Source organism: Priestia aryabhattai, from assembly GCF_023715685.1.
Taxonomy (GTDB): Bacteria; Bacillota; Bacilli; order Bacillales; family Bacillaceae_H; genus Priestia; species Priestia aryabhattai_B.
Map to the genome: position 1 here is coordinate 401,871 of NZ_JAMBOQ010000001.1, position 26,309 is coordinate 428,179.

Genomic DNA, 26,309 nt, shown 5'->3' on the forward strand with positions numbered 1-26,309 from the left:
TATCTTTTTATTCTTCATCTTGCTCATCAATAATACATTTATCAATGAGATAATCAAAAGTTATATCCGCTAATTCGCCTAGCTCTTCTTCAGCGGGAACATAGCCTCGCTTGACTAGTTCATTGTAAAAGAACTCCGCAATTTCTTCCGTATCAATGACCACTTCGATTTCTTTCACAATATCACTCCTTATCCCGTTTGAACGGATTAGCGTACCTCATTTTTCTTAAAAATAGGTTCACTTCATCTTCCGCTTGAAGTTTTACCTTATACACATTTATGAACAATTCGGCAATAGTATGTCTAAAATTTCAGCAGTTTAAACAGAAAGGTAATTATACCCATTCTTTTTTTATTACCATCGCCGTATACACAATAAAAGATAGCTAAGAGAGATGTGATCTATCTCGGCTATCTTTTATTTATTAGGCATCTACCTGCTATTTTCCTTGTTCGGATTTTGCTATCTTTTTTAAATGTTTCAGCACTAAGTTCATGACTTCAGCGTATTCTTCATCTTCAAAAAGCTCATACAAAAATTTATAATCATTGTACACATCTAAAAGACCGTTTATAATCTCATGCTTTTCTTTAGTTAACCTCACTTCTTCTTTTTCAGAACCGTTTTGTTTTTTCATCTTTGGTAGCAACTCCGTCTTTTTAATTTCTTTACCTAAATACAACATATCAACACTTTGAGCGTAATTTTCTGTTTCCTCATGAGGAGTTACGAGAATGAGTTCTTCTTCACTAGCCTCAAGCCATTCTCCATCTGTTACACGTGACAATTCATAGACAATATCTTCCCATGAATCCTCTTTATAACGCCATATTTCTGTTCGAATACCAATGATCTTAAATAACTCTTTTCCATAATTAAAAACCTGGACGATATCGCCGAAGAAAAATTTATATTCAAGCTCTACTCTTTCCTGTACTAATATTTGACCTTCATATTCTTCTAGAAGCTCAATTGTATCTTCTAAAAAAAGACCTTCACTATGGTTGATTTCGTATACAAAAATCCCATCCATCACTTTTATATCGGTAATAGTGCCAACGGTCCCGTATATTGTTACAACGACTGTTTCACCAATTCCGTATTTAGGTTTTTTCTTCCCTGCCATCGTCGCACCTCCTTAGTAAACATACACCTACTGAAAAGTTACAATATTATATGCAGTAACTAAAAAAGGGGAAGTATAACATCTTTAGAACCAAGCCTTTATTATCTATTGCCCTCTATCATTTTTACTCCTGCTTATTGCATGAGCTAAAGAAAGTAAAAAAGCAGGCTGATGAATATCCATCAGCCTGCTTTTTATATTCTCACGCATTATTTTGATAAAGCTCCCATGCTTCATCAAATACGGTCATACTTGATAAATAATGTCCGTTGAGCTCTAAATAAGAGCTCAGTTCGTCATAATCTGTTGAAGATTTCGGGAAGCTGTGATCATCATAAGCACTTCGCGCAAACTCTCCCATTCGATCATGTTTTTTATTTGATCGAAATTTCATTATATAGTGATAAAAGGATTTCATCGTACTCCCCCTCCAGCGGTATGTGTTATCTTTTCTATCATTTTTTTTAGAAATCTACAACTTTCTTCTGTGATATGTAGATGTCGAAGACTGCAATGTAATTGTTTTACCGGACAAAAAATATTAAATTCATGTTACAGTTGCAAAACAAATTTCACTATTAGCGTAACGAATAAATATTGTTATATCAATATTTTTCTTTTTTCAAAAAGACATTTGTAACAAAAGCACATCGTTTTTATAACAAAAGCGTTGATTCGACAGGTTTCTCAAGCCTTTATGTCATTGCAAAAAAGAAGAATTCATGTTTTAATTCCGTAGTGAAAGGTTATTCTAGCAATAATCGCCATTTAAATAAATCTTGTTGGTGGGAGGTTTACATCAGCATATGTTGAGGAAAAATAATACCATGAATACTCGAAATGCTTACTTTGATAACGCTAAATTCGTATTAATCTTTTTAGTTGTATTTGGACACATGATTTCTCCGTACCGAACAGATAGCAGCGGAATGCTGTCCATTTACCACTTTATCTTTATTTTCCATATGCCTGTCTTTATTTTACTAGCAGGTTATTTCTCGAAAAATTTTCATAAAAAAGGATATTATAAAAAAATATTTACAAAGGTGGCTCTGCCTTACTTAGCTTTCCAAACTATCTATACGCTTTATTATAGTGTGCTTTATACGGATGAAACGTACACGCTTCAATATTTGGTTCCTAGATGGGCAATGTGGTTTCTCCTGAGCTTAATTTTTTGGAAATTAATGCTTCCTTTCTTTGCAAAATTCCCGATGTGGATTAGCTTAACAGTCTCTATTTCGCTTGGACTTGCAATGGGCTTCATTGATATTGACGGATTTGATAAAATTCTAAGCATTAGCCGAATGTTTGTCTTCTTCCCGTTTTTCCTTTTAGGCTACTATTTGTCACAGCGGCAAGAGCCTTTTACAAATCTTTTGACAGCGCGAAATCGAATCATTGCATCCATCGTATTACTGGTTACATTAATTGGAAGCTATTCTTTCTTAGACGACACGGCTTACACAGATATGCTGTATGGAACGAACACGTACGACAATGTGGCCGAATTTTTAATGCGCGTTTCTCACTATGGAATTGCTTTTCTTGTATCTTTTGCCTTTATGGCTTTAATTCCAACGCGCGGTTTTGCTTTAACAAGCATTGGACAGCGATCCCTATACGTGTATTTATTGCACGGCTTCATTTTAAAATGGTTCTTTACAACTGACTTCTCAAAAAGTCTAGAGCCCACATCATGGGGTATTATCGTCTTAATCGCACTGTCCATTTTAGTAACGATGCTTCTCGGCAGCCGTATTATCGATTGGTTCATCACCGGTACCAAGCTCATCGTTCAGTTTGTTACACCTAAAAAAGCCATTCAGAAATTTTCATTAGCATTCAAACGTACGTTTTCATAAAAGTCATACTCCTAAAGGAGTATGACTTTTTTCATTTTCTTTGGAGAAACCAAGTAAATAATTTCATTTTGCTGAATTTTATGTTAACGTTTTAATATCTAAAGGAAGGGAGTTTTTCAAGATGGAATTAGCATATTATGCTGGAGAGTTTAGAGATATTAATGAGGCTGTTATTCCAATTGATGAACGCGGTCACCAGTTTGGAGACGGTGTTTATGAATTTATTCGCGTATACAAAGGAGTTCCGTTTTCAATTGAACGTCACTTAGACCGCTTAGAAAGAAGTGCAAAGGCAATTTTTATCGAAATGCCTGTTTCAAGACAAGAGCTAAAGGACATCATTCGTCAAGCAATGGAAAAATCAACGTTAAAAGACGCTGATATTTATATTCAAGTTACGCGCGGGATTGCTCCTCGAAATCATTTATTTCCCGATGCACCTGCACAATTAGCACTCACAATACGCCATCCTCGCCAAACACCTGAAGAAGCCTATGAAAAAGGAATTTCCACGCTTCTTTTGGAAGACGAACGATGGGCTAATTGCTATATCAAATCATTGAACCTACTTCCTAACCTTCTGGCCAAACAAGCTGCGGCTTCTAAAGGATGTAAAGAAGCTATTTTAGTAAAAGACGGATACATAACCGAAGGGTCGAGCAGCAATGTATTTGCGATAAAAGACAACGTCTTGTTCACGACTCCTGCCACAAGAAAAATTCTATCCGGTATTACGCGCGCCAACGTACTGGAATGTGCGCAGGAGCAAGCCATTCAAATTCGAGAACAAAATATGACTCCTTCCTTTTTAAAAGACGCTGACGAAGTTTTTATTACGAGCACGTCTGTTGGTCTCTTGCCCGTTTCGAAAATAGACGAAGTCGAACTTCCAACTGTTCGTCCTGTTACAGTGGCTTTAAAACACGCCTACAGCCTACGTACTGCTGGAACAAAGGCTTATCAATAAGCAAAACCGCCCCTTACAAAATAAGGGGCGGTTTTTCAGAATTTAAAGTAGTTGCGCTTTAATAATCTTGGCACTTTTAATAGCTCATCATACCGAATGGATTCATCAAGTTTTTTTGTGTCGATAAGAAGCAGCTGTGTTTCCACTTCTTCTATGGTCTCTTCTTCTTGATATGACATCCCGCAAGCTGAACAGCTGATACATGGCATATAAGTAATTTCGATACTTCTCGTTCCATCTGGCAATTCCCAGTATGCGGTATTCGTTGTTTTTACCGCTTTTTCTTCTTCGCACCATGCGCATTGAACAGTCATATTACAGGACCTCCTTAAAGTGATGGAGCATCGTCGCTTTTACCGTCTTTTTTCAATTGAGCTTTAAACTTTTTATCTTTTAATTCATCTCTTTTTTCGCGTTTATCTTTTAGACTTTCGTGAGCACTGTCACTTTCATACGTTTTACGTCTTTTTACTCTCCCTAACCCTTCCGGTACAAGATTGAATTGAGTATCATTCATAAGACCTGAGATGCCGATGGAAGAATCTTTAGCATCCGATGCTGGATAAATAGCTCGAAAATAATCATCTGCACGCCCAGCTACATAACTTTCTGGCTCTGGATACGTTGTAATCACGCCTTCAAAGTTTCTCAGAACAACTTTACTTGCGCTTTGACTAATAATATAGTTTGGCTGAACCGCAATCTTTCCTCCTCCTCCCGGAGCATCAATGACAAACGTTGGAACGGCATATCCAGACGTATGACCTCGTAGCCCTTCCATAATTTCAAGCCCTTTGGAAACAGGTGCGCGGAAATGCCCAATTCCTTCTGATAAATCACATTGATAAATATAGTAAGGCCGAACTCGTATTTTCACTAAATCGTGCATAAGCTTTTTCATGATAGCTACGCTGTCATTAATCCCAGCTAAAATAACCGCTTGATTGCCAACTGGAACGCCTGCATCGACAAGCATTTCACATGCTTTTTTTGTCTCTTCCGTAATTTCAATGGATGTATTAAAGTGAGTATTTAACCACACTGGATGATATTTTCTTAAAATTGCACATAAATTTTCCGTTATTCGCTGTGGAAACACAACGGGTGCTCTTGTGCCAATTCGAATAATTTCCACATGGGGAATAGCTCTTAAATTCTTCAAAATATATTCTAAAATGTTGTCATTAATCAGCAAGCCATCGCCGCCTGAAATGAGTACATCTCTTACTTCAGGTGTTTTGGCAATATAAGCAATCGCAGCATCTAACTGCTTTTTTGGAACACCCATTCCTATTTGTCCTGAAAACCTTCTTCGGGTACAGTATCTGCAGTACATTGAACATTGATTGGTGACTAAGAACAAAACGCGATCAGGATAACGATGAGTCAACCCTGGCACTGGAGAATCTTCGTCTTCATCTAGTGGATCTTCTAGATCGTATTTTGTTTTATGAAGTTCTTTGCCAACCGGAACAGACTGCATACGAACGGGGCAGCGAGGATCATCTGGATTCATCAAAGATGCATAGTAAGGCGTAATATTGAGCGGAATTGTTTTGGTTGAAATGCGTACTCCTTCTTCTTCTTCAGGAGTTAAGTTAATGACCTTTTTTAAATCATCTAACGTTCGAATTGTGTTTGTTAATTGCCAAATCCAGTCATTCCATTTTTCTTCAGGAACATCTTTCCATAACTCAATATCTTTCCAATGTCGGGACGGCTTATATAAATCATATAACATACAATCGCTCCTTTATGAAGATTTACTATTGTTATATGTTACAGCCCATAAATTGGTTAATTATTTCTCACCCCTTACTTTTTGACAGATCCTTTACCCATACGTTCATATCTTCTAACGATTTATAAATGTAACAATTATTCGTGAGCCGTCCGGTGTAGATATACCCAAGCTGATGAAAAGCGGCATTCATCCCAAATGAAAGCGCTCTCGCTATTGTGTATGCACAAAAAATATGCCGCTGTTTTAGCTCCGCCTCTAGTGCGCTTAATAAATGCTTCATTAATCCATACTTTCGGTAAGCAGGGAGAGTCGCACAATCCGTTAGTTCAGCATTGTGATAGACATAATCGATTTCAGCAGAAGCAGCGCTAACGATACCGTTCTTGTCAACTATGATATAAAACAAACTATCTTCTTGAAGCAAACTAGAGAGATACTCTTCTTCGTAGAGGGGAGTAGGATACACTGTGAAGATTTGACGGTAGAGCTGAGAAAGTTGTTTAGCATCAGATGAAATTGCTCGGCGCATGATCAGTTGATTTGATAAAGGAGAATAATCAGATGTCGGCAAATTCAAAACATCTTGAAGCAGCTCTGTTTCTTTTAACGTCTCCCCGCTGTCTCGGCGGGATTGAGACGTATAGTAGCATAAAAGATATGCGTCGCTTCCGTTAAAATAGTAGGGAACAGTTGCTTCTAAAGAAAAGCCCAAGCTCATCCAGTCCAAAAGATGTTCTGCACGTGCTTTTATAATCCACTTTTCGTATGTTGCCTTGTCAATTTCTTTATACATATAGCTGTAAATATCGTTCACATTTCCCCGGTAATCATCTATTCTCAGACGCTTGTTACATTCATCTAAAAAAAGAGCCATAGCAAAGGTTGGTTGACAAATATTTTCTTGTTTCGCCATTTGTTTGTATCCTCTCTCTCCTTTTTAGCTCAGTCCGCAATACTGCACCAGTCTGCTACAGTGAGGGCAATAATTTCTGCTGCGTCAAGCATCGTTTGAATACAAATATACTCATTCGGAAAGTGGGCCACTTCTGTTACTCCCGGTCCAAAAACAACTGTTGGAATATCCCCTACTTGTGACAATATCCCTCCGTCCGTTCCCCAAGGAGATGCTTCAATGATCGGCTGATTCTGTTTCACTTGATAAAAAGAGGACGAAAGAGAGGTCATAAGCGGATGCTCCAATTCAATTTCACCGGGAAGCCAGTGGGCCCCAAACCATTCCAAGTCGACAGGATGCTCAGCAAACCACTCATCGCACTGAGGCAAAAGTTCAAGCCAAGATTTCATTTCTGCTCTGACATTTTTCATTTTTTCATGCGGAGCAACTCCTATCCTGCCTTCTAATACTACTTGATCAGCGACTGAAGAAGGCCACGTTCCTCCTAGTATATTTCCGATATTAATCGGCACGGGAATGGGAATTTTATTATAGAGCGGATCTGTAATTCGACTGTTTCTCTCTTTTTCAAGACCCTCAATATGTTTAAGCACAACAGCTGCTTTTTCAATCGCACTTACGCCTTCATACCGAGTCCCTCCATGTGCTGCTACTCCATGTACGGTCACTCGAAACCACATGGAGCCTTGCTGTTTAGGGAAGATCTTCATGTTGGTTGGTTCTGGAATAATGGCACCATCTGCTTTATATCCTCTAAGTACGCAGGAAAGTGTTCCTGCACCTCCGCTCTCCTCTTCAACTACGCTTTGAAAAATAACATCTCCTTTTAGTGAAATACCTAGCTCTTTCAACGCTTGAATAGCTAAAAGTAACGACACATTCCCTCCTTTCATATCCGTTGCGCCGCGTCCATATAATTTTCCATCTTTTACAACTGCCGTATAAGGGTCTTCCCTCCACTGTGAAAGATCTCCGGGTGGCACCACATCAATGTGCCCATTCAAAATGATGGATTTCCCTCCACCTTTCCCTTTTAACACGCCTACCACATTCGGACTATCTCGAAAATTAGAACGGTTGGAGGCAAAAGCTTCATGGGTACGAAGTGCTTTTTCGTCCGGTTCCCATATATCAATATCTAACTGCAGCTGTCGAAGGCGTTCAATGACAATTGCCTGCGCATGCTTTTCAGAACCCTGTACGCTTGCTTCTTCTACGAAACGCTTGAGTAAACGCACTGCACTTTGACGATGCTCTGTCATCCAGTTATGAATAGATTGCTGTATGTTCATGTAATGGTCCTCCTTATGGTATCGTAATCAATTGATCACTCAGGCGAACTGTCGCTTCTGTTGAACCCAAAATATCCTCTACGGTATAAGGAGACATTAACTCTGTTAGAAGAAGCGCATCTTTTTCTACTTTAAAAACCGCCCGATCCGTAATAATTAATCCCACGCAGCCCGAAGCAGTAAGAGGTAAAGAGCACGTCTTAACCAGCTTCGGTTCTCCTGTCTTGCTTGTATGATTCATTAGCACAATGACTTTTTTCGCTTTTTGAGCTAATTCCATCGCTCCTCCCATCCCAGGAACTCGCTTACCTGGCACAATCCAATTAGCTAAATCCCCTTTTTCACTCACTTCTAACGCACCAAGAATGGTCATATCGACGTATCCTTTTCGAATCATCGCGAATGCTGTAGCACTATCACAGTATGAAGCCCCTTGAACGGTAGTTGTTGGATAGCCTGCTGCATTGCAGAGATTCTCATCTTCTTCACCTAAAGGAGGCGAAGATCCTAACCCTAAAATTCCGTTTTCAGCATGAAACATCACATGAACAGCGCTTGGTACATAATTAGGAATAAGAGAAGGAATGCCAATCCCTAAGTTAACAATCATGCCGTTTTTGATTTCAGCCGCAGCACGTTTTGCAATACGATGACGAATATCTATTCCCAAACCCATTTCCAATTCACTCCTTTTGAAGGGACAATATAATCCACAAATACACCTGACGTCATCACGTTCTCTGGGTCAATGTCGCCAAGAGGAACGATTTCATCCACTTCAGCGATAGTTATACGACCTGCCATTGCCATTAATGGATTAGTGTTTCGAGCGCTTTTATCATAAAGCAAGTTGCCGAATGGATCTGCTTTTTTTGCATATACAAAAGCCACATCGGCTGTGAGCGGTTTTTCAACTAAAAATGTCTTGCCGTCTACTTCCACTTTTTCTTTTCCAAATTGAATAATGTCATTTTCTATTCCTACATCAATCAGTACTCCTCCAAGTCCAACTCCTCCCGCTCGAATCCGTTCAGCAAGCGTTCCTTGAGGAGAAAACTCAACTTTCAGCTTTTCTTCTGTCATCAGCGTTCCAGCCACTGGGTTCGATCCAATGTGAGAAGCGATCAGCTTTTGAATTCTTCCTTGACTTACTAATTTCCCCGAACCAATATGAGGAAAGCCTGAATCATTACAAATCAATGTAAAATTTGATTTTCCGCTTTCAATAAGACTGTCAATGAGAGACGGCGGGCTGCCTACTCCTCCAAACCCTCCTATCATTAGCGTAGCAGCATGATCCACGTATTCAATCGCTTGTTCCACAGTTGTAATCTTTTGAAATGAGTTTTCGACCTTTGTCACTTATTTCACCTCATTTCCCTGTTTTTCATTTTGCACTTCATGTAATGTTTTCGAAAGCAGATCGACCGCTTCATCAAGTTGATGATGAGTAATCGTAAATGGTGGCGCAATAATAATACCGTCTCCTTCGACTCCGTCTGTTCCTGCTTGTGAAGGATAAAGGAGAAGACCATTTTTTTGGGCTTTACTTATTACGCGCGCCGTCATATTTTCAGAGGATGAAAAAGGCTCCTTCGTTTTTGGATTTTGTACAAGCTCAAGACCAACTAGTAAACCTTTGCCTCGTATATCACCAATGATAGGGTAAAGAAGTTGAAGCTCCTTCAATTTTTCTACTAAATAGTCTCCTTTCAGCGCTACTTCTTGAACAAGATCATGCTTTTCAATATAGGTTAAAACAGCTAGCCCTACAGCGGATGACAGCGGATTAGCGCTTAGCGTATGTCCGCTCATAATTAATTTGGATCCGTTCATGATAGGTTCAATCGTTTTGCTGCTAGCCAAAGTAACGGCTATCGGCGTATATCCTGCCCCCACTCCTTTTCCAAGAGTCATAATGTCCGGTTTAGCTCCCCAGTGCTCATACGCAAACATCACGCCTGTACGCCCAACGCCAGTCATGACCTCATCCGCAATCCATAACACATCATATTTATCACAAATTTCTCTTATCACTTCATAATAACCGGGAGGAGGCGTAAGGGCTGCTCCGGCTGCTCCTACAATGGGCTCTGTAATAAAAGCAGCAATATGTTCAGGGCCGGTTCGTTTGATAACTGTTTCTAATTCGTGAGCACAAGCAAGATTACAGGATGGATAGGTTTGATGAAACGGACATCGATAGCAATAAGGAGGTGAAATGGAAGGATAATCTTCAAGCAAAGACGAGAAGCGTTTTCGTCTTCCAACGTGCCCTGACATAGACAGAGCTCCTATTGTAATACCGTGATAGCTCATCCAGCGTGACAAAATCTTTGTTTTAGTAGGCTTTCCTTGCTCTTGAAAATGCTGAATTGCCATTTTCATAGCCGTTTCAGTCGCTTCTGTCCCGCTGTTAACAAAAAAGCTCCACTCAAAATGATTGCTGCTTAATTCACATAGTTTCTTAGCTAAGGCTTCTGTAGTATCACTTGTAAACTGCGACCGATATACAAACGCAACTTTCTGTGCCTGATCCGTCATCGCATCAATAATTTCTTTTACGCCGTGTCCGATACTTGCTGTAACTGCCCCTGACGAAGCATCTATGTACCTTTTTCCATCTTGGTCGTACAAATAAATTCCTTTTCCATATGAAATAACTGGGTAGTCGTCGTCGAGCAGCGGCTTTATCACATGGGTTTTATTCATTTCCGCACTCTCCTTTCAAACACACACTCTTATTAAACTGTATGCTGAAAAGAAGAGTTTCTTGCCAATAAAAAAAGCCCTAGCATATAGCTAGAGCTTTTACACTTATTAAGCTGATTGCGTTACAGATTTATCGATACGCTTTGCTTCTGACTCATCCCCCATATGTTACGATCGAGTGGGTGAACAGGGCTAGCACAACTACAATCATGTACAGACCCATCGCTTTAATTGCCTGCCAGCCTTGACTTCCAACCGCTGTTGCAAGAAGCCCGAACGTGCCGTAAGGAGCAAACTTCATCACTAGATTCACAAGGTTCATCATCAATTCATTACCTTGCTCGAGTAAATTGTAAAGCCCTTTTGTTTTACTTCCAAGCATCGTAATACCAAAACCGATAAAGATGGAGAAAACGATAAGTTGAAGCATATTCCCTTCAGCCATCGCTTGAATTGGATTGACTGGAATCATATTTAAGAATGTCTCTCCCACCGGCGGTGCTTTTTCAGCTTCAAAAGAAGCGTTTTTTGTATCAAAAGATCCAAACGTACCCGGCTTAATTGCATACGCTAAAATTAAACCAATAATAATAGCAACGGTTGTTGTCACTAGGAAGTACGAAACTGTTTTTGCCCGATTCTTCCTAGTTTTTTAGGATCTCCTAAACCTGCTACACCTAACGTGATAGAGAAAAACACAATTGGTACAACAAACATTTTAATTAAGCTTAAGAAAATTTGGCCAAGCGGTGTAAACAAGTACTTGTCCAGCGGAGCAAAAGCATTAATCAACACTCCTACAACAGTACCAGCAATTAGCGCGATAATGATCTTTGTCGATAGCTTCATAGATTACCTCCCGTAAATAAATTATATTAGAATGATTCTAACTACCATACTTGCTTTACCATGCATTGAGAGCGATAACTCTCAAAATATACAATATATTAAAAATTTTCAGATTAGTAGTTTAGAAATATTTTTAGCTATACAAAAAACCATCTCTTTCCAACTGTTAATTTTTATCATTTTTGTTACAATAAAGTTATCTAATTTTAACGAGGAGACCTACATATGTTTAAAATCTTAATCGTAGAAGACGATCCTAAAATTGCCTGTTTGTTAGAAGAACATTTGCACAAATATGGATTAGAAGCCCAATCCGTCAAAAGTTTCGACACCATTCTAAATGAATTTCAGGAAATAAATCCTCATCTCGTACTGCTTGATGTAAACTTACCAAAATTTGATGGGTTTTATTGGTGCAGACAAATACGTGCATTATCGACTTGTCCTATTCTATTTATTTCTGCTCGCGATGGGAAGATGGATCAAGTAATGGCATTGGAAAACGGAGCTGATGATTATATTACGAAACCGTTTGATTATGACATTGCTATAGCTAAAATCAATAGTCACCTGCGTCGTGCCTATGGTTCCTATGCAGCGAATAAACAAGAAAGAATCATTCGTATCGAGGAATTAACATTATTTCCAGAAAGACTTACACTCGAATTTAATTGTAAAACAGTAGAGCTTAGCCATACAGAAAGTAAAATTATTGAAGCACTCATCGAAAAAGCAGAAAGAGTGGTAAGCAGAGACAAGCTGCTTGAAAAGATTTGGGACGACCAACCGTTTGTAGATGAGAATACATTAAATGTATATATGACTCGTGTACGAAAAAAGCTAAAAGATATAGGAATAGAAAAAGCAGTTGAGACTATAAGAGGAACAGGATACATCTTCCACGCAGCGCGAGGGTTAAAAAGATGAAATTGTTTTTAAAAGAACATGTCCCTTTTACCATTTTTTATTTCCTTCAGCTCTTTTTAATCTGTCTTATTTGCTGGCTAGACGGCTTTACTCACCTTTTTACTCTTTTGTATGCTTGCTTATTAAGCACAGCTCTTTACATAAGTTATTTAGTATACCGCTACGTCTCTCATCGTGATTTTTATATGCGCTTGTCTCCACCTGCTCTTCAACCAGAAGAATTGATGAGCTCTTCTCAAAGAAGTCCTTTAACAAAAGCACTTAGAGAGTTTTTATCAAGTCAATTTGAACAATTTCATAACAAGCTTTACGCATCTGAACATCAGTTAAATAAACAAATTACCTTTATTAATCAATGGGTGCATCATATGAAGACTCCTCTATCCGTGATTCACTTAACCATTCAAGATCAAGACGATCCCGTATTCACTAGCATTCAAGATGAAGTAGATCGTATTCAAAAAGGGCTTGAAACTATTTTATATACGTCAAGGTTGTCAGTCTTCTCTCATGATTTCCAAGCAGAAAGCATTTCGCTGTCACAATTTGTTAAAGACGTCTGTTCTTCTCATAAGCGGTTGTTTATTCGAAATCGTGTCTATCCCTCTATAGAAGTAGATGCTCAGGCAGTGATTGCTTCTGATGAAAAATGGCTTGCTTTTGTCCTGACTCAACTGTTAACGAATGCCGTACGCTACTCTGCAAACATCAGTCAAACAGTAGCTATTTCCTCTTACAAACGCGGAAAACAGCTCGTGCTCGAAATAAAAGACTTTGGCATCGGAATTTCTCCTCAAGACCAAAAACGTGTGTTTAATGCATATTTTACTGGTGAAAACGGGCGGAAATACCAAGAGTCTACCGGAATGGGTCTATATCTAGTAAAAGAAATCTGTAAGCAATTAAATCATCGTGTCGAATTGGATTCCAAACAAGGTGTGGGGACATCCGTACGCTTAGTCTTTCAGCAAAACCTGGCAGATTCTTCATTGAGAAAGAGGCCTTTATAGGTCTTTTTTTCGTTTCCTTACAACATTGTAAGGTTTCTGTAAGATAAACCATTGGAAACACCTTACAAATACTAGGTAAAATAAATACGTACTCAACATTACATTTATGAAAATTTGAAAGGAGTTTTTTATGTCTACTATATTAGAAGTTCGAAATTTAACTAAAATATACGAAGGGAAAGTATCATATAAAGCGCTTGATGGCATTCATTTTTCAATCGAAAAAGGTGAGTTTGTCGGGATTATGGGTCCTTCAGGAAGCGGAAAAACGACGCTTTTAAATATGGTATCAACTATTGATACCCCAACGGCCGGTGAGATCATGATTAACGGGCGAAACCCTCATAAGTTAAAAAAGAAAGATATCGCGCTGTTTCGCCGCCGAGAGCTTGGCTTTGTATTTCAATATTTCAATTTACTTGATACGCTGACAGTAGAAGAAAACATTATTCTGCCTCTTACGCTCGATAAAGTAAATGTAAAGGAAATGGCTGAACGCGTCGTATCCGTTACTCGCAAGCTAGGGATTGAAGGTATTTTAAAGAAAAGAACGTACGAAATTTCGGGAGGACAAATGCAGCGTACAGCCATTGCAAGGGCTATTATTCATCACCCTCAGCTAATTCTAGCCGATGAACCTACCGGAAACTTGGATTCCAAAGCATCAAAAGATGTGATGGAAACACTGCAGCACTTAAATAAAGAAGAAAATGCAACAATGATGATGGTAACTCATGATGCCTTGGCAGCTAGCTATTGTGATCGCGTTATTTTTATTAAAGATGGTGAACTCTACAATGAAATTTACCGCGGACAAAATCGTCAGGCCTTTTATCAACAGATTATAGATGTGTTATCAGTATTAGGAGGAGACGCTCATGAACTTTCGGCAGCTCGCTTTTAATAACGTCTTTCGAAACAAACGCACGTATGCAGCTTACTTTTTAAGCAGTGCTTTTTCAGTAACTATCTTCTTTTTATATGCCATTTTTATTTTTCATCCTGATATTGAAGAAGGTGTAACAAGAGAAATTGCTAAAAAAGGAATGACAGCAGCCGAGTATATTATTTATGTCTTCTCTTTTTTCTTTGTTCTTTATTCTGTAAGTGCCTTTTTGAAATCACGCAAACGGGAGTTTGGGATTTTCGTCATGCATGGAATGTCTAAAAGTCAGCTTAATACGATGATTTTTTTAGAAAACATGATTATCGGATTCGCTGCTACCATCACCGGTATCGGCGTGGGTATGCTTCTAGCTAAACTTTATTTATTAATTGGTGCTAACATTATTTCAATGAACGAGCTTCGCTTTTATATTTCATGGAAAGCACTTCTTTTAACCGTTTTCGCTTTTACAACATTGTTTTTAGTTATTTCGTTTTTTACTAGCTTCTTTGTTCGGACGAATAAACTTTTGGACTTATTTCAATCAGCGAATAAGCCGAAAAAAGAGCCGAAAGTGTCCATTATTCTATCTTTAATCGCAGCTGTACTGCTCGGAGGCGGATATTATTTAGCTGCGACCACAACTCTACAGACCATAGGAATTCGCTTTTTCCCGGTAATCCTTATGACGATTGTGGGTACTTATTTCTTTTACACACAGCTTAGCGTCTTTTTGCTAAAACTTGTGAAACGAAACAAATATTTTTACTGGAAACAAACAAGGCTCGTTACGATTTCAGATCTTGCTTATCGAATAAAAGATAATGCACGCATGTTTTTTCTTGTGACGATTGTTTCGGCTGTAGCGTTTTGCGCCATTGGTGCTCTATCTGCTTTTGGAGGATTTAAAAAAGTATATGAAGAAAATGCTTCGTTTCCTGTGTCTTATCAGTCTGCTGAAAAAAATCCACAGGAAGCCAAGCACTTACAAGCGATTGAACAAGACTTCAAAAAACAAAAATTGCCTTTTACAAAAGTCAAAACAACCATCATTGAACAAACAGATACAAAAACAAAGCAGCCTGTTGAACTTATTAAGCTATCAGATTATAATCAATTCGCTAAGACAGCAAAACAAGAAACCCTTTCTTTAAAAGGAACGCAAGCATATAAACTCGAAACCACCATGTACAATCCAGTTAAATCTAAAGTTCCTGCTTCAATTCATTTAAAAGAAAGTGACTTTTCTATTAAACCTGTTAAGACGATTAGAAATAACGTAATAAGCTCAGGTATTATTGGGTATGAAGTGTATGTAGTTTCAGATTCCTTATTTTCTCAAATAAAGAATCCATCGAACCCCGTTCGCTATTACGGCTACTACACGGAAGACTGGCTGGCAACAAAAGATATTGGTACGGCGATTTACGGAAGTAAAAACGGTATTTATACGGGTTCATACTCAAGCACCCCTGAATTTGCGTATAATTCAAACGGGTATGAGTACAATATGATGGCTGAAACATATAAAACCATGCTATTTGTTGCTCTTTTAGTCGGATGCGTTTTCTTTATCGCAGCCGGAAGCTTTTTATACTTCCGTCTGTACACAGATCTTGATTATGACAAGCGTCAATACAGCACGATTGCTAAAGTAGGCTTAACGGAAAAAGAGCTGAATAAAATTATTACACCACAGCTTCTTTTACTGTTTTTTATTCCTTTAGTCGTTGCATTTGTACACAGCGTTTTTGCTTTTATTGCGCTTCAAAGTATGTTTGAATTTTCAATTCTAAAAGAAACGGCTGTTGTTCTTTTAGGGTTTGGAGCGGTACAAGTTCTTTACTTTTTACTTATTCGCTCTCGTTATTTAACACATATAAAAAAAGCTGTGATGTAAAAAAAAGAGGCCGTGGCGGCCTCTTTTTTTATACAGTAACAGGTTCAGAACTTGCTTTGCGATTCTTTAATTTTTCAACAATGTCACGCGCTACCCACACACCGCACGCGCTTGCCTGCGCGAGTCCTCGCGTAATACCAGCTCCGTCTCCTCCCACGTATAAACCGGAAATTTCAGTTTCAAACTTATCGTTTAACTTCGGACGGGCTGAGTAAAATTTCGCTTCCACACCGTAAAACAGCGTATGTTCAGATGCTAAACCAGGCGTTACATGATCCAGTGCTTCTGTCATTTCAATTAAGCTTTTCATTGTATTGTAAGGAAGCACTAAGCCCAAATCACCAGGCACAGCTTCTTTTAACGTTGGTTCTAAAAAGCCTTCTTTAATTCGATTCGCTGTTGAACGACGGCCCTTTAAAATATCTCCATATTTTTGAACAACTAAGCCCCCGTTTGACAGCATATTAGCTAATCTTGATACTTCGTGCGCATATTCGTTCGGCTGATCAAATGGATCCGAAAATTTATGAGAAACAAGCAGCGCAAAGTTCGTGTTTTGACTTCCAAGCTTTGGATCTTTGTATGCGTGTCCATTTGCTAACATAATACCTGAATGATTCTCTACTACCACATGTCCTGAAGGATTGCTGCAGAACGTTCTGACTCTTGTACCTACAGACGTATTATAAATGAATTTCCCTTCGTACAAGTGCTTGTTGATTTCTTCCATAACAACGTTAGATGTTTCTACTCGAACACCGATGTCTACTTGATTGTTAATCATTCTTAAGCGGCGTTTTTTTAGTAAGTCGCTCATCCACTTCGAGCCGTCTCGACCTGGTGAAACAACTACTTTATCAGCCGTAATCTTTTCACCATTCTTTAATTGAATCCCGCGCACAATATGCTGACCGTCTTCTTTTTCTGTTATTAAATCGGCTACTTCGGTTTTATACTGCATATCAATTTTTTCTTTTAAGTATTCATAAATGCTTTTTAAAATTTCTAAATTTTGCTCCGTTCCTAAATGACGCACCTGTGCACGCAATAGCTTTAATCCTGCTGCGTATCCGCGTTTTTCAATTTCACGAACTTTATCAGTTAACGGATCCGTAATCGTATCGGTTGCTCCGTGTTTTAAATTAATTTCATCCACATATTTAATTAAATCTACCACCTGTGATTCAGACAGATAATCCGTCATCCAGCCTCCAAATTCACTGGTGATATTAAATTTCCCGTCTGAATATGCGCCGGCTCCACCGAAACCATTTGTGATAGAACAAGCAGGCAAACAGCCAGCAAAATCTTTTTTGCCAACCGCAGGCGGACATTTTTCGATTTTTTTCTGAAGAATCGGACAATTACGTCGATAGATATCGTGTCCTTTATCGATTAATAAAATAGTTGCTTCCGGTAATTTTAACGTTAACTCATAACAAGTAAAAATCCCAGCGGGTCCTGCCCCTACCACAATAACATCATAATTTGAGTTCATTGTACATTCTCCCATCATCTTTTTCTTTGGGTAAAAGATAAAAGTTATTGACCGAATTTTCTTTTTTTATTATCATTCGGTTATTTTCTAGCCATTTGATAATATATCAAAAACAAACCCTTTAGTCAACAATATATACGAACATTAAAATAAAATATTACAAAAACATTCGTCTTTATTCCAAACAAATAAAAACCAGTGAACGAATAGCAAGCGCTATGAAATGTTCACTGGTTCTTTAATGTACGGAAGAGCAATTTCTACTTTTGTTCCTACTCCTACTTCACTCGCAAATGAAATATGCCCTTGATGCTGTTCAATTATTCGGTAACTAATCATTAACCCTAGCCCCGTTCCTGTTTGTTTGGTGGAATAAAACGGTTCACCTAGCCGAGCTAAAGATTGCTCATCAATTCCACAGCCTTCATCCTCAATAATGACCATGCCGTATTCATTTCTTTTCTCAACGGTGACTTTAACTGTACCTTTGCTCATTGACTCAAGCGCATTTTGAATTAAATTGATAAAAACTTGCTTAAGCGCATTTTCTTCACAAAAGATTGTAATCTCATCACTAATCTCATTAATAATACGACAATTTTTATAATTGGCGTGTGTATCTAATAGTAACGTCACGTGGCGTATGATTTGATTGAGACTTTTGGGATGATATGAATTTTCAATTTTAGGCTTGGCCAACGTTAAAAATTCTTGAATAATGGATTCGACGCGATTCAGTTCTTCAAGCATAATATCATTGTATTCTTCGTTATACTGTTTGGATGCTTTTAACAGCTGAATAAACCCTTTAATCGCCGTCATTGGATTACGAATTTCATGTGCTACTCCTGCCGCTAACTTGCTCACCATTGTAAGCTTTTCAGATTTGCTTGCCATTTCATCGTATTTTTTTCGATCCGTTACGTCGCGAATAATATACTGAATGGCATCCTGTCCTTCAAACTTAATCTTAGTTGCCGAAGATTCAATAATGACGACTCCTTTTTTAGTCAATAATTTCACATCAACACGTGGCCTTACAGACATTCCATTCATCAGCTGAACCATTCGTTCTTTTACGATTTCTAAATGCTCGGGGTGAATAAAATGAAGCCAAGGACGCCCGATATACTCTTCTTTTTTCTCACCGCCAAGAAGTTTAACACCAGCGGGATTCAAATATTGAATTCTGCCTTCTCTTGTTACAATAAATGCATCTTGGCTTTGCTGGACAAACTGCTTATATTGCTTCATTTTCCGAATGACTTCCTCTTGCTTTTCAATACTTGAGGAAAACTCTTTCCACTGAACAACTAAGAGCGGAATATCCCCTTCCGTGCGTTGAATATGAATGTGCATCGGAAACTGCTGATCTACTTTTTTCTTAAGTAAAACAACTTCTTCCTCTTGCTTTCTTAACGGTTCCACTTCATGCTTTTCAATAAAAAAGCGATTTGGCTCTTCAAATACATTACAGGAAAGAAGTCGTTCCTGCGTCGTTTTAAAAAGGTGGCAGCACGCTTCATTTAAAATTTGAATATCTCCATCCATATTCATTACGAGCAGTGGTGTAAATGACATTGAAAATAGCTGCTGAAATACTTTTTCCTTTTCCATATATTCACCTTCGCTTATTGAGTTACTAGCTATAGTATAATATGGTAAATGTTGATTTGGCAAAATTTTTTTATTTTTTAAACAATTTATATGTAAGTTTGTCCTTTTCCATCTGTTATAAAAAGCTCGCACATGCGAGCAAATGAGGCCTAATCAGCAAAAACAGGTGCAGCCAATGATGATTAATAAAATAAATAGCACAACAATTAGTGTAAATGACTGACCCGTTCCGCAATGATGGTAACCACCAATCGGATAGTGACAAGTATCATATAGATGGTGATAGCCTCCATGATGGCATGGGTCGTAACAATCGTAGTTATACATAGCAATCTCTCCTCTTGTTTTTTTATTCACTTCGTACACTGTACTTTATGCTTTAGTTGATTGTCCTGCATGTGCATTCGCCCATTTTTTACTTTTTCTTACGCCATATTCGCCTTTTAGGCTGCAGCGTATACGAAAACAGCAAAAGTAAAATACTTCCCATCACCAGTGACGTAGTAAAATCTTTCATAAACTCAATAATGACCCCTACATATGGGAGATGATATGCATAGCTTCCAATCACTTTAAAAGAAGCAGGCAAAGAATCTCTTTGAGCTGTAACCAGTACATCAAGCTCTTGATTATGGGCCATTACAAGTTCATTCTTTGAAGAAGATGATTCGTCTCTAAAGACAACTATATCTCCACGATGCAACTGGTGATAATCCGTTTCTTGAACGGTCACGGTGAAACCAAATAGGCTTGGAACTGTACTGACAAATAAAAATGTAAAGCAGATAGCATAGAGAACAAGTACATATCGAAACGCAGAAAACATACATTTATTGATCATAAGTAATCAGCTCAATTCGCTCGGTTACTTTATTTAGCGCGGGGGTAATGTGAATAAATGAAGCAGAGCGCTCTGTAAATTGAATTAAAAGTAGCAGCAGTAAAAAACTTAACATAATTAACCGTAGCATCCGGGCATAAAAATCGCGCATGCTCTCACTCCTTTTTCCTATACTAATTTCGGTAGTACAATAAGCCTTCAGTCAATAATTTGATTCAGTATATGCACATAGCAGGCATTTGGCTCATTGTTTCTTCTGGGAGGTCTCGCGAGTGATCGGCATAAATTATGAGTTTTAGCATATGTTTGGTTACGTATGGAAATGTTTTTATACTCCGACAATAAGGGAGCTGAACATATGGCTAATTATTCCTTTGATCAATATATTAAAAAAGCAATGAAATACGATTTTCTAGCTAATTACTACAAGTATAGTGATCCATCTAAGCATATTCATTATTATCAAAAACATTTGTACTATATCCAGCAAGCCATCTTAACTTCTTCTGAAAATACCAATTTGCGCGTAAATCCGCCGCAAATTCGTATACTTCATGCTTCTCCAGATTCTCCATCTGTAGATATTTATATTAACAACAAACGAGTTATTCGCAACTTAACTTATAAACAAGAAACAGATTATATCGAATTAAAAGAACCCGGAAGATATACGATTTCTATTTATCCCGCTGGAGAAACGGGGAGACCTGTTTTAACGGAATCATTTACATTTGAAGGAAATCAAAATTACACGGTAGCGGCGGTAGATGAGCTAAACAAGCTTGATTTATTGTTCATTTATGACAATACGGATGTACCAAGTGGAGAAACGAAGCTTCGGTTTGTGCACCTTTCTCCTGATGCTCCTGCTGTGGATATTGCGGCTAGAGGAGGAGACGTCATTTTTTCTGGGGTGCAGTTTAAAGAAGTCACAAAATATTTACCTTTATCCCCCATGCACGTTCAACTTAGTGTGCGCATAGCAGGAACCAAAAATGTAGTACTCGAAATCCCGGCACTGAACCTTCGTCCAAATCGAACATATACCGTATACGCCGTCGGATTTGCTAAGAATCGTCCTGCATTAGAAGCGCTGATTTCTCAAGATCGTTAACAAAAAAAAACCTTCCAAATTGGAAGGTTTTTTTATTCACTGCGCGAAATTAAACGTACGCGAATATCATCATTTTTCAAATCAAACTTTTGTACTTTTACAGCAAAATCACTCTCTAACTTCATCTGCTGTAACGCTACGTATACTGATTCATTCTTCGGATCAATCGTGACCCATTCTGGTAGCGCAAAATTATTATTTACGTATCGAAGCACTGTGCGGACAGGAAGCTGCAGCTTTCCAATAGAAAGTGACTGCTGTTCAAGCACAATATCTCCATTTTTTTGTACGATTGGATCAAACGTCATTCGAATATTAATATCATCGCCGAATACTTGAATCGTACCGTCTACTCTTACTACATCGGTAAGGGTAATTTTGTAGTTAAGCGGCTGATTCTTAAATTCTTTTTTTAGATATTTATCAATAAGTACATTTAAATCCGCTTTTTTAGCCAAAATAGTTAGTTCTGCGTCTCCTTCTACTTTTTTAGAGGGAGTTGGATTGGCCTTGTCAACCGGTTGAAAAATAAACGCAATAATAAGGATAGCCCCTAGAACATTAATCCCTAATAACGCGATAAATAGGGTTTTCCACTTCTTCATATAACAATCTCCTTACTCGTTCCCACTCTCTTTCGTGTTTTTCTCTTTTTCATCAGATGTAACTTCTTTTGCTGTATCCTTTTTCTGCTCTCCAACGAGAGGATCTTCTTCCTCCATTGATTTACTAATGCGCTCAGCCATTAGTTTGTACCCTTTTTTATTAGGGTGAAACTCGTCTTTTCCTAATAAATTTACTTCAGAATCATAAAAAATATCATCAATTTTTACATAACTTACATTATCATATTGAGAAGCAATTTTCTCGCTTGCCGCATTCCATTCATTAATAACTACATTAATTTCTTTCACATCGCTTAACGATTTAAAGAATGGATTATAAAAACCAATTAAATAAATATGAGCAGTAGGATTAAGCTTACGTATACGTGAAAACACGTCATTTAGACGTTTTTCATATTTTGACTGCTGTGATTCAAACGTCTTAATAGAGATATTATAAAAGTAATCTCTTACCACTTTCATCACGTCATTGCCGCCAATCGTCAAGAAAACGATGTCGGCTCTTGATACTTCGGCTGCTACTCCCGGCTGATTTAACCTCGCTAATAGCTGGTCCGTCCGGTTTCCTCTTTTGCCTAGATTCTCTGTTCGTACATTTTGCACTTCATTTTGCTTAGAAAGGTACTTAGTTAAATATGGCACATAACCGCCTTTTTTAGACTCATCTCCTACCCCTTCTGTTAATGAGTCACCAATGGCTACAATATCTAAATCTACAGGAAAAAAGCCTTTCGGAATATGCTTTTTAGGTGTTAAATCCACTTCTTTCTGAACTGCTTCTTCTTTATTGTCCGTTGGCAAAAAAGTCGTCGTCGAACAGCTCGCTAACACCACCGCACTCATACTGCTTATCACTATATTTTTCCATTTTCTCATTATAACACCTACTAACTATGCTGTATTCTCGCTGTCACAAGCAATACTGCTTACCGCTCTGAATAACTATATCTTTATATCTTATCATACTATGTCAAGTTGATATTTTACTACGTTTCTTATATATAGTATATGTAAAAAAAAGGATAAGCATGTTTCTTTCATAAAAATATCCGCTAACACTTCACTATAAAAATAGCTGTGTTTTGCGGATAGATTTGATGGTTTTATAACTGGTCCTTACTGAAGGGTTTTGATATCTTTTATCATATCTTCATAAGGAGGATCAGTCACTCCCTGATAAGATTTTTGAACGACTCCATTTTTATCAATTAGAAAAAAGTCCGTACCGTGAATAACCTGCGGATTTTCTTGCGGCTTTTTCACAATCGTTTTGAATTGATCCAGCGCAAACTTTTCAATTTCCGCTTGTTTATAACCAGTTAAGAAATCCCAATTCGAAAAATCAGCGCCAAATTTAGTCGCATAATCCTTCATTTTCTGTGGAGTGTCCACTTCAGGGTCTACGCTAAATGAAACAAAGCGAACGTCCAACCCTTCATCCTTAGCCATTTTTTGTAATTTAGCCATATGGGCCGTCATTGGGGGACATACGGTTTCACAGCTTGTAAAGATAAAGTCAGCTACCCAAACATTGCCTTTCAGCTGACTTAGCCCTACTTTCTTTTGATCTTGGTTAACGTAAGAAAAAGAGTCCATCTTCCAATTAAGCGGATTTTCTATTTTGGAACCACAGGCTGTTAACATTATGCAACTAATGAGCAGTAAAAAAACCAATTTATAAGACCAGCTTTTCATATGTTCCTCCTGCACGTTTAAAGTTTAGTCATAACTAGGGAAAATCAAGGTGAAAGTTGAACCTTTCCCTGATATGCTTTTCACTTCAATTCTTCCATTCATTTGTTCAATCAGTTGATAAGACACCATTAGACCAATCCCAGTTCCTTTTTCTTTTAAAGAATAAAACGCTGTTCCCAGCCGGTTCACTTGTTCACTGGTCATGCCTATACCAGTATCTTCAATTTGAATATGTACATGCCCTTCTCGCTTGTAAAGCCCCACTCGAAGCGTTCCTCCAGCTCTCATCGCTTCAATTCCATTTTTCATAATATTAAGCAGGACTTGATTCAATTCGTTTCGGTTTCCCTGAATATACATCTCTTCTTTTGCATCTAATTCTATGAGTATATTATTTGTTAATAGAGCATAAGAAGATAATAAATCTACTAAGCTAGTGATACACTCCAAGCAGTTAATAAAATGGTGCTGATGAACATCCCGCTTGGCTAAAGATAAATAGTCATGAATAATCGCTTCGGCTCGGTCCATTTCGTTAATCATAAGATGAATGTAACTTAATTCAGTGTTTGAAAGCTTTATGTTATCTTGAAACAGCTGCAAAAAACCTTTTACAACCGTCATAGGATTTCGAATTTCATGCGCCACAGAAGCAGCTAATTGACCAATTGCATTCATTTTCTCTGCTCGCTGCAATTCCTTTTGCATTCGCGTTTTTTCCATAATAACTTCCAATTCATCAATCGCTTTGGTAATTCCGTCTTTTGTATGACTGAGATCCGTTTCTACGTTCAGCTGTTCTTTTGTTGCTGACACTTGGTGAAAAAGCTGCTGCAGGCGCTCGGTCATTTCATTAAATCTTGTGTGTACGTTCCCTAACTCAGAATCATCTTCATGGGTCAGCTTCACATCAAAATTCCCTTGACTTACCGATTGAATTCCTTCTATTAATTCCCCAAGCGGCGACATCAATCGCCTTAGCCCCCAGTCTTGAATAACAATAATGAAGGTAAATAGACTCGTAAACGCAACGAGCAATGCCACAATTAAACGTTTTTGATAGATATAGATAGCGCTTGCATCTATGTCTACACCAAGAATCGCCACCACTTTTCCAGAGCTGTTTGTAATAGGCGATAAAACGGTTATCCATGTCCCAAATTCGTCTTTGTATGTAGATGTTACGATATTTTTCTTTTCTTTTTCTGCTTGCTTAAATGATTTGTAAAATTCTTCTCCGCCATAATAAATCATGGAAGGCTCTAGCGATTGCTTAATTTTCTTATTCGCTGTTACGATAATCTTATTTCCATGCGACTTGAATTTTTCTGTCGTCATGATATATCCCTGCAAGTACGACGGATGCAATTCGTAAATCTTTCTGAACTGCTTTTCGAGCTCGTCTTTTTCAGGGAGAGTCTTGTTTCTTGAATTCACTGCTGCTATTACGTCTTGTTTAGATAAAGACTCCCTCCATAAATCGGCCATAATTAACGCGTGCTGCGTTAACGTCTCTTTTGCCATTTTTTTTTGAACTTGATAGCTAATGGCTAAAGAAATGACTCCAAGGACAACTACAATTAAAGTAGAAAATAAAACCGTTTTGTTAAACACACTCAAATTTCGAATATATTTTTTCATCGGTATACTCCGGATTCAAAAGAATAGTAACCAGCACAGCATTCGCTGGTAGAAAGTTGATTCTATTATATCACACGTTCGTCCACTTCTCTTTCTCCTTTTTCCAAAAAAGAGAAAGCCAAAAAAGTGACTTGCAAAAAGCAACCCACTTTATTCAGCAAAATACATAAAACCAATTGCACCAATACCCGTGTGCGTAGAGATAATAGGCGTCGTATCTTCAATCGAAAATTGTGTATATCCTCTTGCCTTCACGATTGATTCTTTTAACTTAGAAGCGAGTCCAAATCCATCTGCATGTACAAGCCCTACTCCTTTAATGCTTTTTCCTTCTGTGTGCTCTTCGAACTGTTTCGTTAAAAACTTAACAATTTGAGAATGGCTGCGCACTTTAGCAACAGGAGTATATACTCCGTCGGCTAGAGAAGCAATCGGCTTAATATTTAAAAGAGAACCGATCAATCCTTTCCCTCGTCCAATACGTCCACCTTTAACCAAGTTTTCAAGCGTATCAACTACGACAAAAAGATTCGTATTTTGACGCACCTCTTCCAAGCGCGCGACAATTTCCTCCACCGTATGCCCCTCTTCAATCATTTTCACTGCTTCAAAGACTTGAAACGAAAGAGCTTTTGTAATGTACATAGAATCTACAACGGTGATATTTCCTTCTACCATTTGGGCCGCGCTTTCAGCTGCTCGAACAGTTCCGCTCATTCCTCCAGTCATATGAATGGAAATGACGTCATACCCTTCACTCACTAATCGTTCATATACTTCAACAAAAGAACCAATAGCTGGCTGAGAGCTTTTTGGTAATTCTTTTGAATTTTTCATTTTTTCAATAAAATCTGTCGGCGTTAATTCCACGCGATCCAAATACGTTTCATTATCAATATTAATACATAAAGGTATCATCTCAATACCGTACTTTTCAGCTTCTTCTAACGTTAAATCAATTGTTGAATCCGTTACCACTTTAATTTTCGACATGTGTTCACCCCTATAAGATGCATTGCAGACTAGTATAACATGAACACTTACAACAATATAGTTATAATAGAATGCAAGTTTTGCTAATT

27 protein-coding genes and 1 pseudogene are annotated in these 26,309 nt (G+C 38.0%); 7 read left to right on the forward strand and 21 right to left on the reverse strand.

Going from position 1 to position 26,309, the window contains the following annotated elements:
- Window positions 1-7: 7 nt before the first annotated feature.
- From M3225_RS02115 to M3225_RS02125, 3 genes are all read right to left on the reverse strand, one after another.
- A complete protein-coding gene (locus M3225_RS02115) occupies window positions 8-178 on the reverse strand; it encodes a YozD family protein (RefSeq protein WP_013058720.1) in 171 nt (56 codons plus the stop codon).
- Between the two features lie 262 nt (window positions 179-440).
- A complete protein-coding gene (locus M3225_RS02120) occupies window positions 441-1,127 on the reverse strand; it encodes a hypothetical protein (protein WP_013058721.1) in 687 nt (228 codons plus the stop codon).
- A gap of 202 nt (window positions 1,128-1,329) precedes the next feature.
- Window positions 1,330-1,545 carry a YozE family protein gene (locus M3225_RS02125; protein ID WP_013058722.1) on the reverse strand — a complete coding sequence of 72 codons (216 nt, stop codon included), beginning with the start codon at window positions 1,543-1,545 and terminating at the stop codon, window positions 1,330-1,332.
- Between the two features lie 409 nt (window positions 1,546-1,954).
- Here M3225_RS02125 and M3225_RS02130 point away from each other — a divergent pair, with 409 nt between their 5' ends.
- Window positions 1,955-2,992 carry an acyltransferase family protein gene (locus M3225_RS02130; RefSeq protein ID WP_116372305.1) on the forward strand — a complete coding sequence of 346 codons (1,038 nt, stop codon included), beginning with the start codon at window positions 1,955-1,957 and terminating at the stop codon, window positions 2,990-2,992.
- Window positions 2,993-3,113: 121 nt separating this feature from the next.
- On the forward strand, window positions 3,114-3,959 hold the full coding sequence (dat, locus tag M3225_RS02135; protein WP_251390803.1) for a D-amino-acid transaminase: 846 nt from the start codon (window positions 3,114-3,116) through the stop codon (window positions 3,957-3,959).
- Window positions 3,960-3,994: 35 nt separating this feature from the next.
- Here the strand turns inward: dat and M3225_RS02140 are convergent, their stop codons facing one another.
- From M3225_RS02140 to M3225_RS02175, 8 genes and pseudogenes are all read right to left on the reverse strand, one after another.
- Window positions 3,995-4,273, reverse strand: a complete 279-nt coding sequence (locus M3225_RS02140) for a YokU family protein (RefSeq protein WP_251390805.1) — start codon at window positions 4,271-4,273, stop codon at window positions 3,995-3,997.
- A 14-nt stretch (window positions 4,274-4,287) separates the two neighbouring features.
- On the reverse strand, window positions 4,288-5,700 hold the full coding sequence (gene ablA, locus M3225_RS02145) for a lysine 2,3-aminomutase (protein WP_251390807.1): 1,413 nt from the start codon (window positions 5,698-5,700) through the stop codon (window positions 4,288-4,290).
- A gap of 67 nt (window positions 5,701-5,767) precedes the next feature.
- Window positions 5,768-6,616 carry a putative beta-lysine N-acetyltransferase gene (gene ablB, locus M3225_RS02150; protein WP_251390809.1) on the reverse strand — a complete coding sequence of 283 codons (849 nt, stop codon included), beginning with the start codon at window positions 6,614-6,616 and terminating at the stop codon, window positions 5,768-5,770.
- 29 nt (window positions 6,617-6,645) lie between these two features.
- Entirely contained in the window at window positions 6,646-7,911 is a 1,266-nt protein-coding gene (locus tag M3225_RS02155; protein ID WP_251390810.1) for a peptidase, read from the reverse strand.
- 13 nt (window positions 7,912-7,924) lie between these two features.
- Window positions 7,925-8,587, reverse strand: coding sequence for a 3-oxoacid CoA-transferase subunit B (locus tag M3225_RS02160; protein WP_251390812.1), 663 nt, complete (start codon window positions 8,585-8,587; stop codon window positions 7,925-7,927).
- Window positions 8,572-9,273 carry a CoA transferase subunit A gene (locus M3225_RS02165; protein ID WP_251390814.1) on the reverse strand — a complete coding sequence of 234 codons (702 nt, stop codon included), beginning with the start codon at window positions 9,271-9,273 and terminating at the stop codon, window positions 8,572-8,574. Before M3225_RS02165 ends, M3225_RS02160 begins: the two co-directional genes overlap by 16 nt.
- Window positions 9,274-10,623, reverse strand: coding sequence for an aspartate aminotransferase family protein (locus M3225_RS02170; RefSeq protein WP_251390816.1), 1,350 nt, complete (start codon window positions 10,621-10,623; stop codon window positions 9,274-9,276).
- Between the two features lie 160 nt (window positions 10,624-10,783).
- Window positions 10,784-11,472: pseudogene (locus M3225_RS02175) on the reverse strand (dicarboxylate/amino acid:cation symporter); the annotation flags it as partial.
- A gap of 225 nt (window positions 11,473-11,697) precedes the next feature.
- Here M3225_RS02175 and M3225_RS02180 point away from each other — a divergent pair.
- From M3225_RS02180 to M3225_RS02195, 4 genes are all read left to right on the forward strand, one after another.
- Window positions 11,698-12,399, forward strand: a complete 702-nt coding sequence (locus M3225_RS02180; protein WP_251390817.1) for a response regulator transcription factor — start codon at window positions 11,698-11,700, stop codon at window positions 12,397-12,399.
- The gene (locus M3225_RS02185; RefSeq protein WP_251390819.1) at window positions 12,396-13,409 is read left to right on the forward strand and encodes a sensor histidine kinase; all 1,014 of its coding nucleotides are present in this window, start codon (window positions 12,396-12,398) and stop codon (window positions 13,407-13,409) included. The genes M3225_RS02180 and M3225_RS02185 overlap by 4 nt, the downstream gene beginning before the upstream one ends.
- A gap of 130 nt (window positions 13,410-13,539) precedes the next feature.
- Window positions 13,540-14,313, forward strand: coding sequence for an ABC transporter ATP-binding protein (locus M3225_RS02190; protein ID WP_251390821.1), 774 nt, complete (start codon window positions 13,540-13,542; stop codon window positions 14,311-14,313).
- Complete coding sequence (locus M3225_RS02195) at window positions 14,288-16,195, forward strand: ABC transporter permease (RefSeq protein ID WP_251390823.1); 1,908 nt, start codon at window positions 14,288-14,290, stop codon at window positions 16,193-16,195. Before M3225_RS02190 ends, M3225_RS02195 begins: the two co-directional genes overlap by 26 nt.
- 28 nt (window positions 16,196-16,223) lie before the next feature.
- On the opposite strand, the gene M3225_RS02200 is transcribed toward M3225_RS02195, so the two are convergent.
- The 5 genes from M3225_RS02200 to M3225_RS02220 form a co-directional block, all read right to left on the reverse strand.
- Complete coding sequence (locus M3225_RS02200; protein ID WP_251390825.1) at window positions 16,224-17,693, reverse strand: NAD(P)/FAD-dependent oxidoreductase; 1,470 nt, start codon at window positions 17,691-17,693, stop codon at window positions 16,224-16,226.
- Window positions 17,694-17,909: 216 nt separating this feature from the next.
- Window positions 17,910-19,310 (reverse strand): ATP-binding protein, encoded by a 1,401-nt coding sequence (locus M3225_RS02205; protein ID WP_251390827.1) that lies wholly within the window; start codon window positions 19,308-19,310, stop codon window positions 17,910-17,912.
- 153 nt (window positions 19,311-19,463) lie between these two features.
- The gene (locus M3225_RS02210; RefSeq protein ID WP_116077315.1) at window positions 19,464-19,637 is read right to left on the reverse strand and encodes a YjcZ family sporulation protein; all 174 of its coding nucleotides are present in this window, start codon (window positions 19,635-19,637) and stop codon (window positions 19,464-19,466) included.
- 88 nt (window positions 19,638-19,725) lie between these two features.
- Window positions 19,726-20,151 carry a hypothetical protein gene (locus M3225_RS02215; protein WP_251390829.1) on the reverse strand — a complete coding sequence of 142 codons (426 nt, stop codon included), beginning with the start codon at window positions 20,149-20,151 and terminating at the stop codon, window positions 19,726-19,728.
- Window positions 20,141-20,302, reverse strand: coding sequence for a hypothetical protein (locus M3225_RS02220; RefSeq protein ID WP_251390831.1), 162 nt, complete (start codon window positions 20,300-20,302; stop codon window positions 20,141-20,143). Before M3225_RS02220 ends, M3225_RS02215 begins: the two co-directional genes overlap by 11 nt.
- A 207-nt stretch (window positions 20,303-20,509) precedes the next feature.
- Here M3225_RS02220 and M3225_RS02225 point away from each other — a divergent pair, with 207 nt between their 5' ends.
- Window positions 20,510-21,265: a DUF4397 domain-containing protein gene (locus M3225_RS02225; RefSeq protein WP_251390832.1), complete on the forward strand. Its 756-nt coding sequence runs from the start codon at window positions 20,510-20,512 to the stop codon at window positions 21,263-21,265.
- 32 nt (window positions 21,266-21,297) lie between these two features.
- Here M3225_RS02225 and M3225_RS02230 read toward each other — a convergent pair whose 3' ends face one another.
- The 5 genes from M3225_RS02230 to M3225_RS02250 form a co-directional block, all read right to left on the reverse strand.
- Window positions 21,298-21,870 carry a YpmS family protein gene (locus M3225_RS02230; protein WP_251390834.1) on the reverse strand — a complete coding sequence of 191 codons (573 nt, stop codon included), beginning with the start codon at window positions 21,868-21,870 and terminating at the stop codon, window positions 21,298-21,300.
- 12 nt (window positions 21,871-21,882) lie between these two features.
- Window positions 21,883-22,767 (reverse strand): SGNH/GDSL hydrolase family protein, encoded by an 885-nt coding sequence (locus M3225_RS02235; RefSeq protein WP_251390836.1) that lies wholly within the window; start codon window positions 22,765-22,767, stop codon window positions 21,883-21,885.
- Window positions 22,768-23,007: 240 nt separating this feature from the next.
- Entirely contained in the window at window positions 23,008-23,586 is a 579-nt protein-coding gene (locus M3225_RS02240) for an SCO family protein (RefSeq protein ID WP_285885201.1), read from the reverse strand.
- Between the two features lie 24 nt (window positions 23,587-23,610).
- Window positions 23,611-25,227 (reverse strand): ATP-binding protein, encoded by a 1,617-nt coding sequence (locus M3225_RS02245; protein ID WP_251390837.1) that lies wholly within the window; start codon window positions 25,225-25,227, stop codon window positions 23,611-23,613.
- Between the two features lie 150 nt (window positions 25,228-25,377).
- Window positions 25,378-26,220: a DegV family protein gene (locus M3225_RS02250; RefSeq protein WP_251390840.1), complete on the reverse strand. Its 843-nt coding sequence runs from the start codon at window positions 26,218-26,220 to the stop codon at window positions 25,378-25,380.
- Window positions 26,221-26,309 lie beyond the last annotated feature (89 nt).